We start from the raw sequence: 16,063 nt of genomic DNA on the forward strand, positions 1-16,063 counted from the left end.
TCAAATAAACATTGAACACGCGTTTATTATTTGATAAAAAAATTTACACCCTGCGGCATGAATCCCGAACGACTAAACTGCAATCCAGTGTAATTTGTTTGACTGATGCTTCCTGCTGCTCAATTCTGTCGATGAGCATAGAGGTCAATTGCCCCAGCATACCGCTAAAATCAATCCGGATTGTCGTTAATGCCGGATGATGTTTCTCGCTAAGCGCATGATCATCAAAGCCGATCATCGACATATCTGCAGGCACTTGCAATCCCTGTTTCTTTAAAGCTCTAATCGCCCCGAATGCTACACTATCATTAGCAGCAATAATTGCTGTAGGCAGCTCGCTCTTCGTATTGAGAAAAGTATGAATCGCTTCATATCCGCTTTCTTCATGAAAACTGCCCTGTATTACCCAATCCAGATTGACCTGCAAGCCGCATAATTGCATCGCCTTCACGAAGCCTTCGTATTTCGCAGGGCCAGATAGCCGCTTCATATCCCCGTTAATGACACCTATTTTCGTATGGCCAAGTCCAACTAGATAGGCGACCGCCTGCTTCATGCCGGAATCATTGTTGAAATTTGAAACGATTCGGTTGGACTGTGGATGCTCTGGCTGCTCCTGATCCACAACGCCGACGATGAAACCCTCCTCAATAAGCTCCTCTATAATAGGCTCATGAGTAGCGGCACCAATAAAGATACCTCCGTCAATCCGGCGCTGGAAAAAAATCTCCTTTACGTTCTTCATTGTCTCGGTATCGTTTGTATCTCGGATGATATGTGTAAGAACATAATATCCATAAGCTGAGGCATCCTCAATTACACTTACGATCAGCATGTTCGTGAGAATATCACTAGATACATGGCCGGGAGCTATCAGAAACAAGCCAATTGTTCGTGCTCGTTTCCCAGCTAGCACTTGAGCCGATACATTAGGAAAATAATTATACTGCTGGATCACCTTCATAACTTTCTCACGCGTCTGTGTTGGAACGTTGGAGTAGTTATTAATAACTCTGCTGACCGTGCTGCGAGATACGCCAGCCAAGCGGGCGACCTCTACACTATTTATGTCTGCCTTTTTCAATTGTTGCTAGCCTCTTTCGTGAACGCGTGTTTATGCCATTATCATATACATTTCATAAATTGGCTGTCAATCCCTTTGCAGCAACAAAATTTTATTTTTTCAATGTGCTCATCCTCATCAAAAAGATTGATCTTGTATAAACACGTGTTTATGTTATACTTTGCTCAACATAAGTTATTCCTGCTAGCGAGAAAATATTCGAACAAAGGACGGGGTTTCGATGAGGCTTGGAGGTCAGGTTTTTCTAGAAAATAAAAATCCTGAAAGTTGGTCAAATGCACTTATACAAGCGGGCTTCCGCGCAACAACCTGCCCCATAGACGGCAATGAAGATATTAGCGAGCTGGATGATTACTTAGCCGCAGCAGCAAAACATGATATTCTAATTTCCGAGGTCGGCGCATGGAGCAACCCTATTAGCCGAAATGAGGAAACAAGACGCAAAGCAATTGCATACTGCACGCAGCGTCTGGAACTTGCAGAACGAATGGCTGCGCAGTGCTGCGTAAACATTGCCGGCTCACGCGGCGAACAATGGGACGGACCCGATCCAGAAAATTTCAGCGATGAAACCTTTGAGCTCATTGTAGAGACGACGCGTGAAATTATCGATGCGGTTAAACCAGAGAGAACCGTATTTGCCTTGGAAATGATGCCGTGGGTGTTCCCAGATTCAGCTGACTCCTATCTTGCCTTGATCAAAGCGATCGATCGCAAAGGTTTTGGCGTACACTTCGATCCCGTCAATATCATTAGCAGCCCTCGGGCCTATTACCAAAATGGCGAGATGATCCGTGATTTCTTTGCAAAGCTTGGGCCATATATTCGGAATTGCCATGCGAAAGATATTTTGCTGCGCGGTCAATTGACCGTTCATATGGATGAGGTCATCCCTGGCCAAGGCTTGCTTGATTACCGTACATTTCTTACCGAGCTGAACAAGCTGCACCCGGATACGACGCTCATTATCGAGCATCTATCCACCAATGAGCAGTATCAGCAAGCTCGGGAGTACATAGCAAAGACGGCTTCAGAGCTTAATATATCGCTGTAAAGGAGATCGGCATAATGAATCATGAACAACTCCTAGAGGAATTAAAGCGGGAGGAAGAGGAGCTGCAATTCGACTCCTTCACGAACGAAACCGCGCTGCAAATCGGACTTGGGCTCATTGAGCAGGCCAAATCGGAGAACAAGTCGGTAACGATTGATATCCGAAAAGGCGAACAACAGCTGTTTCACTATGCTTTTCCCGGCACCTCGGCAGACAATGATGACTGGGTCATGCGAAAAGCACGCGTCGTCAATCGTTTTGGAGTCAGCTCCTATCATATGGAAATCGAGCTGCGCGCTGCCGGTACAACACTTGCCGAGCGTTATTCGTTATCCCCTTCGCTCTACGCTCCTTATAACGGAGCGTATCCCATCTACGCTAGAGGCTTCGGGGTAATCGGAACCATTGCTGTATCCGGATTGCCGGATGATCAAGATCATAAGCTGATCACTTCTGTGCTCCGAAGTATACTTAAACGAGCCTAAATATAGGCTCCAATAGAAAAAAGGCAGCAGCGAAAGGATTTCTCCTCTAGCTGCTGCCTTTTCGTATCCAAGCATGAATGATTATGCGTTATAAAATGCTTCTAATTGGCTAACGACCGCTGCAAGCGATCCGTCTACGCGAGTCTGACGCTGTTCTTTGCTGAACAGCGAAGCGATTTGCTCAGGGAATTGCTGCTCGATGCCGCAAAGCTCGATGGCTTCGTTGAACTTAGCTGGATGAGCCGTCGCAAGCGAGATTGTGATTCCTTGTTCATTGCTGTATTTGTCAGCCGCAGCGACGCCGCAAGCTGAATGCGGATCAAGCAGGTAGCCGTTTTCCGCTTCATATTTCTTAATCGTGTTCAGGCACTCTTGACCTTGTACGCCATGCGCGCCAAACTCGGCTTGCACTCTGCTCAGCGCATCGCCGGCAATGACGATTTGTCCTTCGGCTTTGAACTGATCCATCAGACTGCGAATTTGAGCAGCATCCTCCCCAAGCACATAATACAAGTAACGCTCAAAGTTGCTGGCTACTTGAATGTCCATCGATGGGCTGTACGTGCTGCGGAAGTCTCCCGGCTTGTACACGCCCTCAAGAATAAAGCGCTCCAAAATATTGTTCTCATTCGTAGCTAGAATAAGCTTGCCTACAGGAAGTCCCATACGCTTCGCTAGGTAACCTGCAAAAATATCACCGAAGTTGCCTGTCGGTACGCTAAAGTTAACCTGCTTCGCATCCGTCTGCTTCGCCACTTGGAAGTAGGCATAGAAATAGTAAACCGTCTGCGCCAAGATTCGAACAAAGTTGATGGAGTTGATCGCCGCAAGCTGATTGTTAGCTTTAAAATCAAGGTCAGCGAACAAATCCTTAATCATGCGCTGGCAATCGTCGAAGTTGCCATCTACAGATAGATTCAGTACATTGTCGTCCTGAACCGTCGTCATTTGCAGCTCTTGTACTTTACTTACTTTGCCATGTGGATGTAGAATACAAATCTTAATGCCGTCTTTGCCTTTAACGCCCTCGATTGCTGAAGCTCCTGTATCGCCGGAAGTAGCACCGAGTATATGAATTTTTTTATTTTGCTTCGCTGCAACATACGTGTAAAGCTGGCCCATAAACTGAAGCGCGATATCTTTAAAAGCAAAGGTAGGACCGTGGAACAGCTCCAGCAAATAAAGATCATCCTTCAGCTTGCGGACAGGCGTTACTTCCGGGTCACGGAAAGTAGCATAGCTCGCGTACACCATGTCTTTCAAATCCTGTGCTGGAATCTCATCATTCGTAAAATGCGAGAATATAGCAAGTACAAGCTCTTGATAGCTAAGATTCTGCCATTCCTTCAATGTTTCAGCTGAAATAACTGGAATTTCGCTCGGAACAAGCAGTCCTCCATCGTTGCCTAAGCCCATCATAAACGCATCGATAAACCCTATTTTGCCAACATTTCCTCTTGTACTAATGTACTCCATCTGTAAATAGCCTCCTACATGCGCACAATTATCGTCAAATTTCGTTATCTAAATCATATCATCGTTTTCCATAATAATCGATTGTTTTCACAACAGTATATCATTTTTATCATCTAACAAGCTAAAACGCATTCGGCGTTCTTTAGAAAAAAAATATACTGTCTTGTATTTAAATAAACGAAAGACATCCCTTATTTAGGGATGTCTCGCGTTAAACCAGCTATTTGACGAAGTTTGCTACAATCGATGCAATCTCGGCGCGTGTAATCTTTTCCTTTGGCCGGATGGAACCATCCTCATAACCTTTAATAATGCCCGCTTCTGATAATGCTGCTATAGCTTCTTTAGCCCAGCTGGACACGCCTGGCTCATCCGCAAAGGATGGTTTGGCTGCTCCTGAGGCAACGATTATTTGGTCTTTAACCGCTCTATACAAAATAACGAATGCTTCCTCTCTCGTCATTTCCTGATTCGGCTTGAAGCTGCCATCATCAAAACCAGTTATAATTCCATTGGCATACAAGCCATTCACATATTTACTATACCAAGCCGTCGGCGTAATATCTCCGAAGCCAGGTTCGCTGTTTTCTGCTTTGAGGCCTAACAATCTGTAAATAACAGCTGAAAATTCCGCTCTGCTCATTTCCTGATTAGGCTTAAAGCTGCCATCTGGAAAACCGCCCAAAATGTTTTGGCCCGCCAGCTTGTTAATCGATGCTGCTGCCCAGTGCCCTGCTGTATCCTTGAAATGCGGCTCTGGGTCCGGACTTGGTGTTGGGTTCGTTCCAGGGTTTGGCGTCGAACTAGGCGTTGGATCTGGACTCGGACTTGGTGTAGGGTCCGGGCTAGGGCTCGGTGTTGGATCTGGAGTTGGGCTAGGTTCTACGCCAGTGTCCTTCTTTTTCTCCACCGTTACGACAACCTTAGCTGTAAATCCGCCGTCTACCGTCACAACCGTAAGGGTAGCTGTTCCTTCTTTTAGAGCTGTAACAATGCCGTTTGTATCGACTGATGCAATGGCTGCTGCATCGCTAGACCATAACACGGCTTTATTATCCGCATTCAGCGGTGCAACTTCTGCAGTCAATTGCAGCTGCTCTTCTTCCTTCAACGTAACCGCATCCATGTTCACCGTAATTCCTGTTACATGAACAGCCGTATCCGGCTGCTTTAACACAGTGAACGTGAACGTTCTTGTTACAGTCGATTTTCCATCGGATAGAACAGCGGTCAGTGTTACAATCTGATCTCCATTTTCAAAAACAGGCCGTGCAACAGTACCGCTATTACTAATGATTGACTCATGATCTGATTGCCATGTAATGGTTGCTCCATGCAATCCAGTCGTTGGCAGCTCGAGATCCGTCAGCACTGCATCCTTGCTGCTATTCTCCCCAAGGAAGCTCAGGTCGTCTAATTGATCGGCCGCATGTTGTAGCAGCAGCACCTCCATGCTTGCCAGCTTCTCATTTGCCGCCACATTAAGCTCGCTCACTTCAGAGGCAAGAAGTGCGCCATTATAGATTTGGAAGTCTGCGATCATACCGCCAAAATAAGCGTCTCCCGCATAAAAGGATTTCCCAATAAAACCGCTGATGCCGTTTTTATTGTTAATTTGATCGAGAGTAAAGCCGCCAGCATTACCAGTCGAGACTAGCTGGCCGTCTACATACAGCGACAGCTTGTTGTCTGTACCTGACATTACTGCCGTAACGAGCTTCCAATCAGCTGATTGGAGCAGCGGCGCTTTTGTCGCCACTTCATTGCGCCAGCCATTCGTTGCGATACCGAATCGCGCCGTGCTGTCTGCATTATATTTTGGCGTCATATACAAATAATTCGTATCGCCTTGTCCAAGCGCAAACAGCCATTCTGCACTGTTCTTGCCTTTCCAATTGACAAGGGCAGATACCGTGACATCCGTCAGCCCATCCAAAATACCCTGCGGCATTTCAATATAAGAGCTTGTATTTCCGCCAGCAAAGCTGATGGCTCCTGCTGCATCTGTCTTAATCCACTCCGCATTTGCAGGATTAACCCATTTGCCATTGTATTTGCCAGTCTGGTCAATGACCGAAGTACCTTCCAGCTTGCTCATGTCATAATGGACAATTAGCTCTGCAGGAGTCTCAACAACATCGCCTTTGCTATCCGTTATCATAATCCAGCTAATTTGCGGATCAGAGCTTGTTGCACCTGCGTTCGCCGCTCGATGCACCGTCAGCTCCAGCTTTCCGTTATCAACGGCTACATTGCCATAGCTAAGCACATCTTTTGCTGCGGAGAAAACATACCCGCTTGTTTTTACTTCTCCGTTCAGCAAAATATCAGCTATCCGTTTGCCGTTCGAATACTGGGACCACGGGTCGTACAAGCCTACATAAACATCGTAGCTTCCATTATCGATGTCGAAGCGGTACGAGAGATCATTGCCGGCATTGCTTTTCAAATAACGCAATCCATCAAAAATATTGCCGCTGTTCGTACCGGATGTCAGCGTATTGTCTCCGATATAACCCCAAGTTTGATTGTTCGCCGGATCGTATTTCTGATCGATAACGTTTCCGTTTAGCAAATGATCTTCGCCAATCAATTGAGTAATATCTTTATAATCTGACGTTTCCGCACCGCCTGCATGAACAAAATAAGTGCTGCCCTCTGGAATGACATACATCTGATGTTCGATGACCTTATTGGAGAGCTCTGTCAGCTTGCCGCTGACGCGCACCGTCCCCGGAATTTTGAATGACGCTTCATTTATGCTCCAGCTCATCGGTGTATCCTTTACCGTTCCATCTGATAAGGTCACTTGTACAGTCGTCGGAAGTGCTGGCGCTTTGCCAATTGTTGTACTTGCAGGAAGCGGAGTATTCAATGTCACCTTCCCCATGCTGTCAAGCAATTCAAGCGACCACTCATCATGCCATTGAAGGGCAATTTCATCATTTTGACCAAATTCAATCGGCAGCCAAATATAGCGGGAATTCGCAAGATCGTTTTGATTCCAGCGGTCACCCATATAGATGAATTTCCCAGCTGCTGCGTCTACAGTAATCACTTGAGTGCTCTGCGAGCCAAAGGTCGTTGAGCTTCCAGGCGCAACATCGCGCATCGTTTTCCACGGTCCCATCATGCTGTCGGCAACCGTATATTTGCCCACGTTCGGAGCCCAGCCCGTCGCACCGGATGAAATCATGTAATATTTCCCTTGGTACTTAAATAGTGCCGGTGCCTCGCGCTGAGCTAGCGGGAATACGCGCACATAGTCCTCGCCATGCACTCCCTTGTACTCCGTATCTCGCTCTTCGTTGCCGTCTTTATGCCAACCAACAACATCTGTATACGAATCATTGAGCTTGGAGATGTACATCGTTAAATTTTCTTCACTCGAATAAATCAAATAACCGGTGCCGTCGTCATCCTTGAATAACGTCATATCCCGAGCCATGCCTGGCTGGTTTGGCTGGCCGTTATCAGTTGCTCCCTTAGGCGCTTGGTCCATGCGATGGCTCTCCTGATAGACAAAAGGTCCGAGCGGAGAGTCGCTAAGCGCATAGCCGGCTTCTGCTTTCGCATAGTTGGCTGTCGATGTCTCACTTGGGCCATCCGTGTGCATCCACATCACATATTTTTTTGTATGATCGTTATAAATGACTTTAGGACGTTCAATGATGCGATCCGTACCGATGTCGTTCAAAATATCGGCTTGATCTGTCCGGCCAGCATATAGCTCTGAAATAAGCGGATCATTCTCAAAGTCATCTATCGAACCGATCGCTGTCAGGGCGAGTCCATGATCCTCCCAGTTGTACAAATCCTTGGACGCGTAAACCCTTACCCCTCTGGCAGGCAAATAACCGTAGGTTTTATCCTCACCGTACCAGTAATAGGTTTGTGTATTCTCATCAAACATCATGCCAGCGCCGTGCGCTTGAATGAGCGCCCCGTTCGTATCTCTCCAAACCGCACCGGGCTTAAAAGAATTGTATATCTCTTTAACCGCCAGCTCTGATATCGCCTTTGATAATGCTGCGATAGCCGAAATAATCTGCTCTTGAATTGCGAGATCCGTAATATCCGCACCGCTGCCCACTAGGGATTGCAGAACGGAATCACTCTCTTGAATGACCTCGTTCAGTACTGCGAGACTGTATGGCGTATATTTCGTGTTTGCTGCTTCAGCTCTTGCTGCTGCAATCTTGTCTTCTAAATCAGAGAGCGGAACCGTTCTGTTCTGTCTAATGATGAGATAATTAACGAGTGGATCGTTATAGTTTGAGAGCGCAGCTGTTGCCGGCCCTTGTATCCTTACGTTTAACATCCCATCGGTAACGCCGATTTTGCGATAAGTAACCGATTTCTCAGCCCCTTCACCGCCAATTGCAAAATCACCGCCAGAAACGTTATTCCCTTCCAGCAGCAAGTTCACGCTTCTTCCGCTCCACGGATTATTGAAGCCAAAGGTCACGTCATATTCGCCTGTTGGCAGCTCAAAATCATAAGCCAGCGCCTTCTCTCTAACCTGCGTACCGTTATAATATCTTAACGTTCCGGATTTGGTCGTTGCATCCCAGACGTTTGTGCCGCTCGTTGTCGTCACCAAGCCCCATGATTTAGAGGTTAGGGGATCAATTCCATATACCTGCTCCGTAACCGAGCTATACAAGCCCAGCTTGTCGTTCCCTTCAACCGTCTTCGGGGTTGAATCACCTGCATTAACGAAATATAAAATATAATCGTTATCCTTCAGCTCCTGCTCTGTAAAATCGTCGGTGACAGCTAAAGCTTCCTCTAGCCCTTCACTTGCTGCATTTACAGGGGCAAGCGAGGTTAGAAAACTTGCTAATAGAGAGAAGCATAGCGCCAAAGACAGCCATTTCTTTCTTTTCAACAATTGAATTCCTCCTTTGAGTTTGGGTATCCGCTCTTTATGTATGCGTTTGCATATCATGCTGCTTAGAACGTCTCCATGAATGTTAGCCTAGGTGTACTGTCTCTTCAACTGAACAATTTAGACAGCAATGAACTTCCATTAGACCGCCTAATTCTCCCGGAAATGAAGCGGTTATGTTCACTCAGGTATGATTTTTTCACCTGCTCAAAACGGTGTGCACACATGTAAAAAAAGAAAAAAGACTGCCCGCGGGCAGCCTCTACTTCTATCCTATTTATGCAAATCTCGTCTCTTGATAAGCCTTCGATTATTGGAAACGATACGAATAATACCATAAACAAACAACCCAACAACGATCATATACAAACCTAAAATGATTAATGACCATGGGTTGAACATTTGTAACGGAAAAATGTTAATCAGTATAATGGGAAACTGTGCGAATAATACGACTGAAAGCAGTGACAAAATTCTTTTGTTGCGATCAATTAGAGAGTCCAGATCGGAGTAGATTTCAGGCCGCACCTCACTGTAGGGCATTCGCCAAATATACCAGCCTGCGCCGGAATATACGAGCTCCCAGCCTGCTTCTTTAAACAGCTGCACATAGTTTGGGTCTTTGTTCATCTGATAGTCGAGGCAATATCTTAGCTTCCTAGTCTCACCCTTCTGGAAATGGAAACGAACGACATTGCCGCTTACTTTCCTCAGATGCCATCCTTTAGCTTCCTCTTGCTCAAGCCATCTCTCTATTTTTTCCGAATCCCAGCTTACCCACCATTTCGTCACCCGTTTCTCGTTATTCATGAAGTTTCCCCTCCACTTTTAAACTATTATGATACAGCTCTCCGATCCGGTTCATCTCTAGTTTGAGCAAGGTTTTACCGTCATCCGTGATGCGATAAAATTTACGCCTATCCTCTTCAAGCACAACTTCAATTAATCGGTCTTTTTCCATGCGCGCCAGGCTTCCGTACAAAGTCCCGGCGCCTAAATGAATTCTGTTGTTCGTCAATTCATCTACATGCTGCATGATCCCGTAACCATGACGAGTCTCTATAAGCGACAGCAAAATATAAAAAGCCGTTTCCGACATTGGCAAATAATTGCGAAGTAATTTCTCCATTGTGACTCGGCTCCTTTTGTGTGGAACTACCGAAAGTGTATATCACCCGATGTTATATCGCACCTCGATATATCATGATGTGATTGTATCACGACACGATATATAAGTAAATCATTTCCATGCAAAAAAAAGACCACTGCTCGTACGCAGTGATCTTCTTTGTTACCATTTTGGCGTTAATATGCTGCTCGCCATTATGTTCCATCATTCACAACAAGCCCCAAAATTGTCGCCATTGTAATCGCCTGTGCAGGCGAGATGATGCAGCGCCGCAAATCCTCTAGCGAAGCGCCTAAGCTGTTAAATTCACAGCTGCTAATATCGACGCCGCCAAGCTTCGTCTGTGAAAGCTGCGCTTGATCGATATTTGTTTCATGCAGATAGAAATTAACTAATGTCATATTGGACATGTCTGCTTTGGCTAACGAGCTTTTCTCGAATTTAACGCCTTTGGCATTGGCGAAGCGCAGTACGGCATAATCCGCAACACATTGCTCGAACCTTACGTTGCGCAGCATTGAGCCAGTCAAATCCATGCCAAGCAGCTTGCAATTAAGGAATGTGACCCTATGAAATACCGCTTCGCTTAGATCGATATTTGATAAATCGCAGTTGTCAAAACGAACATCGGTAAATTCCGCTTTTCGCAGGCTTGTCGCCCGAAACGATACGTTATTAAACACTACGCGATCAAAACAAGGCTTATAAGCCGATTGATTATGAACACCGCTGTCTTGAATGATGCTGTCGCTAATCTCGATCTCATCCGCCCATTCGTAATCAGGAACGTCTAAAGATTGCAATTCGCTTGATATTTTAGGAGCTTCAATTTTCTCTTTTTTGCTGGACATAAGTAGGAGGACCTGCCTTTATTATGAAATAAAATCTATACAACCTCAGCTTCTTTATATTATACACTTTCAAATCCTGATAGGACGAATTCGTTTTTTAAGCAACAAATCTTAAGGATGCGGATTGAACATTATGAAAAAACGGGTAATGAGTTGTATAGTTTGGCATCGCTAATGACTTCTTGTGCTCCCCCATCTATAATGTGAATAAATAAAGTATGCCATAAAGGGGGACTTCACTCCCTTTTTAGACGGAATAGAGGTGTGTTATGAAATACGAGATGTCGCTGGAGCAGCGCGATAACATAATGGGAACGCTCACGGAGGAGCAGCGTCATTTTTTGCACCATGAGCTAGTGAGAGGCAGAAGAACGTTGTTCGCACGACAGCTTGCCCGAAAAAAATGCCAGTTCATTCCCGAGGACGCTGAATTCGAGGATATTGAATCGTTTATTGAAGAATGGGACTATATCGGGTTCACCGATAGCGGCGAAGTGTCTCCTCATACAAAATGTGAATGCGGCCGATCCTTGCGCTACCAGCATCAGGTGCTTCATCTCCCTACCAATACGATTCGCTACTTCGGTATCGAGCATTTACAGCTGCATACCGGAATTGATGCGAAAGCCATATCGGATATTATGAAAGGTTTCGACATCCTCGATGGCGAGTTGAATGAGATGTTATGCAAATATAGAGATGGCTGGCAGCTCGATCAGCATCTTTTTTTGCCGCTGCCATCGGAGCTTGAAGTGCCTGCCGACATTCAAGCACATATCGATGCCAATCTTCCGCTGCTGGAGAGACAGCTGTCTCGGATTCGCAGAAGACTGCATGAGCTCGACCTTGCAAGCAGGAAGAAGCGGATAGCAGCTGCTTTAACCTATTATGATCAATCGTCTTCAGAAGACGATCAACAGCAAATACCGGAGACCACGAACTTTCATAGCGACTACCGTTCCGACAAGGACATCATGGAGAACAGTATTCAGCCTGTTGACCATCCAGAACATTCACAAGGCTCCTTCGATTTTGGAGATAACGATGTAACGCAAGGCGTACTCAGCTTTGACAATTCCAATGATGGCCAAGGTGCATTTGTATTTGATGAAATCGAAAACAGTCAAGGCGCATTCGTCTTTGATGAGATTGAGGAGAGTCAAGGCGCGTTTGTGTTCGATGAGCCTCCGGTGAACCAAGATGCGTTTGCATTCGAGGAGGCTGGCAAAAAATTAGGCGCTGCCGCAATGCGAGAATCTGAGCTAAGCAGCTCGAATGCCAAAACTACAAGTCCCTTTTATTTGTCGCAGCCGGCTCAGCGTGTCGTTGATGATGCGCTCAAATACGGACGTATCAGCACATTAGCGATCTCTAACTTTTTAATTGAACAGAAGCTTGTACAAGATTTACGAATGTCTACTGGAAAACCAAGCATCTACATTGCAGTGGCAGCCTATTTGGACAAGCTTTCAGCTGCAGGCCAATGTGAGCTCGTGCTCGGCAATTCCGAGGATCGCGTTTATTCGAATTCGAAGACTTCGTAATTGCTTTTTGTACCGAGCGTTCATCCAGCTTTCTTCCCACAACGAATTTCTATTTTTGAGTCCACTTTATCGACCTCGTTTTTTGTGAGAGCTTGACCATCGATATATCGAAAAGCATTGCTGCATGGTCAAGCCTCTCCTCTATGGCAAAAACTCCGCGTAATCACTCATTTTTCTCGTTTAATAAATAATCATATTCTTATGAATTATTAACGTTATTTTTTACCATAATAATTAAACCTGCAACATTAATTTAATAATTTCCGTTTTTAAACTTGATAACAAAAATGACACCGAGGAGATTGATTACGATGAAAAAAAGATATTTTGCATTTATGCTTGTCATTGCTTTAGGTTTGGTGCTGACGGCATGCTCAGGTTCAAACTCAAATTCAGGAGCTAACTCCAATACATCAGGCAACAAAGAAGAGCAATTCGTAACAACAAAAACGACAAAAGAGATGGTTGACGGCATGTTGGCCAAAATCGAGCAACCCGCGTTAGCAGAAATGACAGGCGACATGGTGAAACAAATGTATTACTTCGATCCATCTATTCTGGAAGAATATACAATTATGTCACCTTTAATGAATGTTAAAACAAATGAAATAGCTGTTTTCAAAGTGAAGGATGCTAAAGATATTGCTGCTGTTGAGGACGGAATCAAGAAACGTGCTGCGGATGTTCAAAAATCTTTTGAAACTTATTTGCCAGATCAGTACGAAAACGCCAAAAACTATAAGCTTGTAGCGAAAGGCAATCACGTCTTTTTCGTCATTTCTGAACAAGCGGATAAATTTGTAACTGAATTCGATTCCTTCTTCGCTAAAAAATAAGCAATATGGTATTCAGCAGTCTACTTTTCCTATTTCTATTTCTGCCTGCTGTATTGCTGCTGTATTTCGTGTCTCCGTGGCGAATTAAAAACTTCGTTTTGTTCGCCACAAGCCTCGTATTCTACGCATGGGGCGAGCCCGTGTACATCGCAATCATGCTGCTCTCGACGGTTACTGACTACAGCTTCGGACTTGCTCTTAGCAACCCGAAGCGGAGCAGCCTGCAGCGGAAATGGATTGTCGTCGCCTCTGTCGTCGTAAACTTAACCTTGCTAGGTTATTTTAAATACGCTGATTTTCTCATTAACAATGTGAATGCACTATTAGGTACACAAATACCATTAACTGAATTGGCGTTGCCAATCGGTATCTCCTTTTATACTTTTCAATCGATGTCCTACATTATTGATGTTTATCGAGGTACAGCAAAGGCACAACGCAACTGGATTGATTTCGGTACGTTTGTCGCTTTGTTCCCTCAATTGGTCGCAGGACCAATCGTGCAATATTCTACAATTGCGGAGCAATTGCGCCATCGCACAGTGAACATCGAGCTGTTCGCTGAAGGTGTTAGACGATTTATTATCGGTTTAGCGAAAAAGGTACTGCTCGCAAACAATATCGGACTGTTATGGAATACGATATCAAGCACAGGCGCAGATACGATGCCTGCCTTGACCGCTTGGCTCGGCATTATCGCCTTTGCTTTCCAAATTTATTTTGATTTCAGCGGTTATTCCGATATGGCCATTGGGCTTGGCATGATGTTCGGCTTCCGGTTTAACGAAAACTTTAATCGTCCTTATACGGCGCAAAGCATTACTGATTTTTGGCGCCGCTGGCATATATCGCTCAGCACATGGTTCCGCGACTATGTGTACATACCGCTTGGCGGCAACCGCAAAGGTCCGTGGATACAGCTTCGCAACATTATGATCGTATGGCTGCTGACCGGTATTTGGCATGGAGCCAGCTGGAACTTTTTACTTTGGGGCTTATACTTCGGCGTCGTTCTTGTATTCGAGAAATGGTTCGGTCTAAAGCTGCTGCAGCGAATGCCAGCTTGGGTTAGGCATGTGTACGCGCTGCTGCTTATTTTGATCGGTTGGGTATTTTTTGCCTTTGACGATTTAGGCAATATGGGTACTTACTTTGCTGCGATGTTTGGCGCCAATGACCAGCCATTATGGAATAATGAAACTTTCTATTTGTTGTACACAAATGCCATTTTACTCGTATTATTAGTGCTCGCATCCTTGCCTAAGCGCAAGCTCAAGGAAGACAGAAGTGCGCGACCCGTTTTACAGCTTGGCTGGCATGCTTTGTTGTTCTTTATGTCCGTTGCTTACTTGGTTGATGCGACGTTTAACCCATTTCTTTACTTCCGTTTCTAATGTAAAAGGAGGCTGGCGGTTTTGAGCAAGAAGACGGACCACGTTTTTGTGTGGGGCTTCGTCGGTGTCCTATTTGCTATGTCGTTATTATTTTTTTTACTGCCCGTACAAGCCTTCTCGGACGTTGAGAATCGCACGCTCCAGAAGTCGCCTGAGCTGACTTGGGATAATCTTTGGTCTAAGAAGTTTGCCGATGATACGGAAAACTACGTAACCGATCATTTTCCTTTCCGAACCAACTGGGTATGGACGAAGTCTGTATTTGAGCAGCTTCGCCTGCAGCAGGAAAATAACGGCATCTACAAAGGCTCTGACGGTTATTTGTTCGAGAAATTTAATGAACCGAACGATAAAGATATAGAAGAATACACTGCTGCGGTGAATAAGTTTGTACAAAACCATCCAAACGCCAACATCACCTTTATGCTTGCTCCGACCTCCATTGGCCTGTATCCAGAACGGCTGCCGTGGCTGGCTGATGCTTATCCGCAAACGAAGGTAAACAGCTTTATCGCCGATCAGGTTAAAGGGAGCTTGTCATTTATCGATGGATTCGAATTTCTGAAGCCTGAAGCCGGCAGCAGCAGACCGCTTTATTACAAAACAGACCACCACTGGACGACTTATGGCGCCTATCTAGCCTATGTTACTTACGCAGAGAAGATGGGCTGGACGCCAATGGCCGTAAAGGATTTCGACATCGAGACCGTTACCAACTCTTTTTTAGGCAGCTATCATACTCGCGGTCAGTTCAGCGGTTTAACACCTGATTCCATTGAAGCGTACAAAGCTAAAAACGGAATTAAAACAGACATGTATGTCGCTGATACGGACAAAACCTTTACGACCATGTATGATTCAAGCTATTTGGAAAAAAAGGATAAATATTCGTATTTTCTTGGCGGCGTGCACGCTTTAATGACGCTTCACAGCGAGCTTCCTCCAAAGCAAATCGATAAGAAGAAGCTGCTTGTCATTAAAGATTCATATGCGCACAGCTTCCTCCCTTTCCTGACGCAACATGTCGAGGATATCCACGTGATCGACATTCGCTACTATAACGGCAACATTAGTGACTATATGGAAGCCAACGGGATTGAGGATGTGCTGCTGCTGTTTAATACAACGACCTTCATTGCGGAACGTAATTTATTGAAGCTGAAGTATTAATGGTGGGTGTAAGTTCAAATAATAGATTCGCAAAACAAAGGAGCAACCGTGGTGGCTGCTCCTTTGTTTATTTGGCGTTCCTCTCAGAGGTAATTTGGCAGCTGCTGAGCCGTTTAACAGGAAATACTCCCGTTAATTAAAACGATTAT

12 protein-coding genes are annotated in these 16,063 nt (G+C 45.2%); 6 read left to right on the plus strand and 6 right to left on the minus strand.

Annotated features, from left to right (window positions below):
- Nucleotides 1-43: 43 nt before the first annotated feature.
- Nucleotides 44-1,084 carry a LacI family DNA-binding transcriptional regulator gene (locus BK120_RS09940; RefSeq protein ID WP_083681815.1) on the minus strand — a complete coding sequence of 347 codons (1,041 nt, stop codon included), beginning with the start codon at nt 1,082-1,084 and terminating at the stop codon, nt 44-46.
- Between the two features lie 220 nt (nt 1,085-1,304).
- Here BK120_RS09940 and BK120_RS09945 point away from each other — a divergent pair, with 220 nt between their 5' ends.
- Nucleotides 1,305-2,138: a sugar phosphate isomerase/epimerase family protein gene (locus BK120_RS09945; RefSeq protein ID WP_076267320.1), complete on the plus strand. Its 834-nt coding sequence runs from the start codon at nt 1,305-1,307 to the stop codon at nt 2,136-2,138.
- A 14-nt stretch (nt 2,139-2,152) separates the two neighbouring features.
- Nucleotides 2,153-2,623 carry a heme-degrading domain-containing protein gene (locus BK120_RS09950; protein WP_076267321.1) on the plus strand — a complete coding sequence of 157 codons (471 nt, stop codon included), beginning with the start codon at nt 2,153-2,155 and terminating at the stop codon, nt 2,621-2,623.
- An 81-nt stretch (nt 2,624-2,704) separates the two neighbouring features.
- Here the strand turns inward: BK120_RS09950 and thrC are convergent, their stop codons facing one another.
- From thrC to BK120_RS09975, 5 genes are all read right to left on the minus strand, one after another.
- Nucleotides 2,705-4,099, minus strand: a complete 1,395-nt coding sequence (thrC, locus tag BK120_RS09955) for a threonine synthase (RefSeq protein WP_076267322.1) — start codon at nt 4,097-4,099, stop codon at nt 2,705-2,707.
- A gap of 220 nt (nt 4,100-4,319) precedes the next feature.
- A complete protein-coding gene (locus BK120_RS09960; protein ID WP_076267323.1) occupies nt 4,320-8,993 on the minus strand; it encodes an S-layer homology domain-containing protein in 4,674 nt (1,557 codons plus the stop codon).
- A gap of 270 nt (nt 8,994-9,263) precedes the next feature.
- The gene (locus BK120_RS09965; protein ID WP_076267324.1) at nt 9,264-9,800 is read right to left on the minus strand and encodes a DUF2812 domain-containing protein; all 537 of its coding nucleotides are present in this window, start codon (nt 9,798-9,800) and stop codon (nt 9,264-9,266) included.
- Nucleotides 9,793-10,119: a PadR family transcriptional regulator gene (locus BK120_RS09970; RefSeq protein ID WP_076267325.1), complete on the minus strand. Its 327-nt coding sequence runs from the start codon at nt 10,117-10,119 to the stop codon at nt 9,793-9,795. The genes BK120_RS09965 and BK120_RS09970 overlap by 8 nt, the downstream gene beginning before the upstream one ends.
- A 194-nt stretch (nt 10,120-10,313) precedes the next feature.
- On the minus strand, nt 10,314-10,970 hold the full coding sequence (locus tag BK120_RS09975; protein WP_076267326.1) for a pentapeptide repeat-containing protein: 657 nt from the start codon (nt 10,968-10,970) through the stop codon (nt 10,314-10,316).
- Between the two features lie 269 nt (nt 10,971-11,239).
- Here BK120_RS09975 and BK120_RS09980 point away from each other — a divergent pair, with 269 nt between their 5' ends.
- From BK120_RS09980 to BK120_RS09995, 4 genes are all read left to right on the plus strand, one after another.
- Complete coding sequence (locus BK120_RS09980; RefSeq protein ID WP_076267327.1) at nt 11,240-12,514, plus strand: DUF3895 domain-containing protein; 1,275 nt, start codon at nt 11,240-11,242, stop codon at nt 12,512-12,514.
- Between the two features lie 311 nt (nt 12,515-12,825).
- Complete coding sequence (locus BK120_RS09985; RefSeq protein ID WP_076267328.1) at nt 12,826-13,350, plus strand: DUF4358 domain-containing protein; 525 nt, start codon at nt 12,826-12,828, stop codon at nt 13,348-13,350.
- 5 nt (nt 13,351-13,355) lie between these two features.
- On the plus strand, nt 13,356-14,744 hold the full coding sequence (locus tag BK120_RS09990; protein WP_076267329.1) for an MBOAT family O-acyltransferase: 1,389 nt from the start codon (nt 13,356-13,358) through the stop codon (nt 14,742-14,744).
- 21 nt (nt 14,745-14,765) lie between these two features.
- The gene (locus BK120_RS09995; RefSeq protein ID WP_076267330.1) at nt 14,766-15,914 is read left to right on the plus strand and encodes a DHHW family protein; all 1,149 of its coding nucleotides are present in this window, start codon (nt 14,766-14,768) and stop codon (nt 15,912-15,914) included.
- The last annotated feature ends 149 nt before the right edge of the window (nt 15,915-16,063 follow it).

It is taken from the genome of Paenibacillus sp. FSL A5-0031, from assembly GCF_001956295.1.
In the GTDB taxonomy this organism is placed as follows: Bacteria; Bacillota; Bacilli; order Paenibacillales; family Paenibacillaceae; genus Pristimantibacillus.

Excerpts from the sequence above, each read along its gene's own strand:
- BK120_RS09945 (WP_076267320.1), top strand. The coding sequence starts at position 1,305 with ATGAGGCTTGGAGGTCAGGTTTTTCTAGAAAATAAAAATCCTGAAAGT.
- BK120_RS09950 (WP_076267321.1), top strand. The coding sequence starts at position 2,153 with ATGAATCATGAACAACTCCTAGAGGAATTAAAGCGGGAGGAAGAGGAG.
- thrC (WP_076267322.1), bottom strand. The coding sequence starts at position 4,099 with ATGGAGTACATTAGTACAAGAGGAAATGTTGGCAAAATAGGGTTTATC.
- BK120_RS09965 (WP_076267324.1), bottom strand. The coding sequence starts at position 9,800 with ATGAATAACGAGAAACGGGTGACGAAATGGTGGGTAAGCTGGGATTCG.
- BK120_RS09970 (WP_076267325.1), bottom strand. The coding sequence starts at position 10,119 with ATGGAGAAATTACTTCGCAATTATTTGCCAATGTCGGAAACGGCTTTT.
- BK120_RS09975 (WP_076267326.1), bottom strand. The coding sequence starts at position 10,970 with ATGTCCAGCAAAAAAGAGAAAATTGAAGCTCCTAAAATATCAAGCGAA.
- BK120_RS09980 (WP_076267327.1), top strand. The coding sequence starts at position 11,240 with ATGAAATACGAGATGTCGCTGGAGCAGCGCGATAACATAATGGGAACG.
- BK120_RS09985 (WP_076267328.1), top strand. The coding sequence starts at position 12,826 with ATGAAAAAAAGATATTTTGCATTTATGCTTGTCATTGCTTTAGGTTTG.
- BK120_RS09990 (WP_076267329.1), top strand. The coding sequence starts at position 13,356 with ATGGTATTCAGCAGTCTACTTTTCCTATTTCTATTTCTGCCTGCTGTA.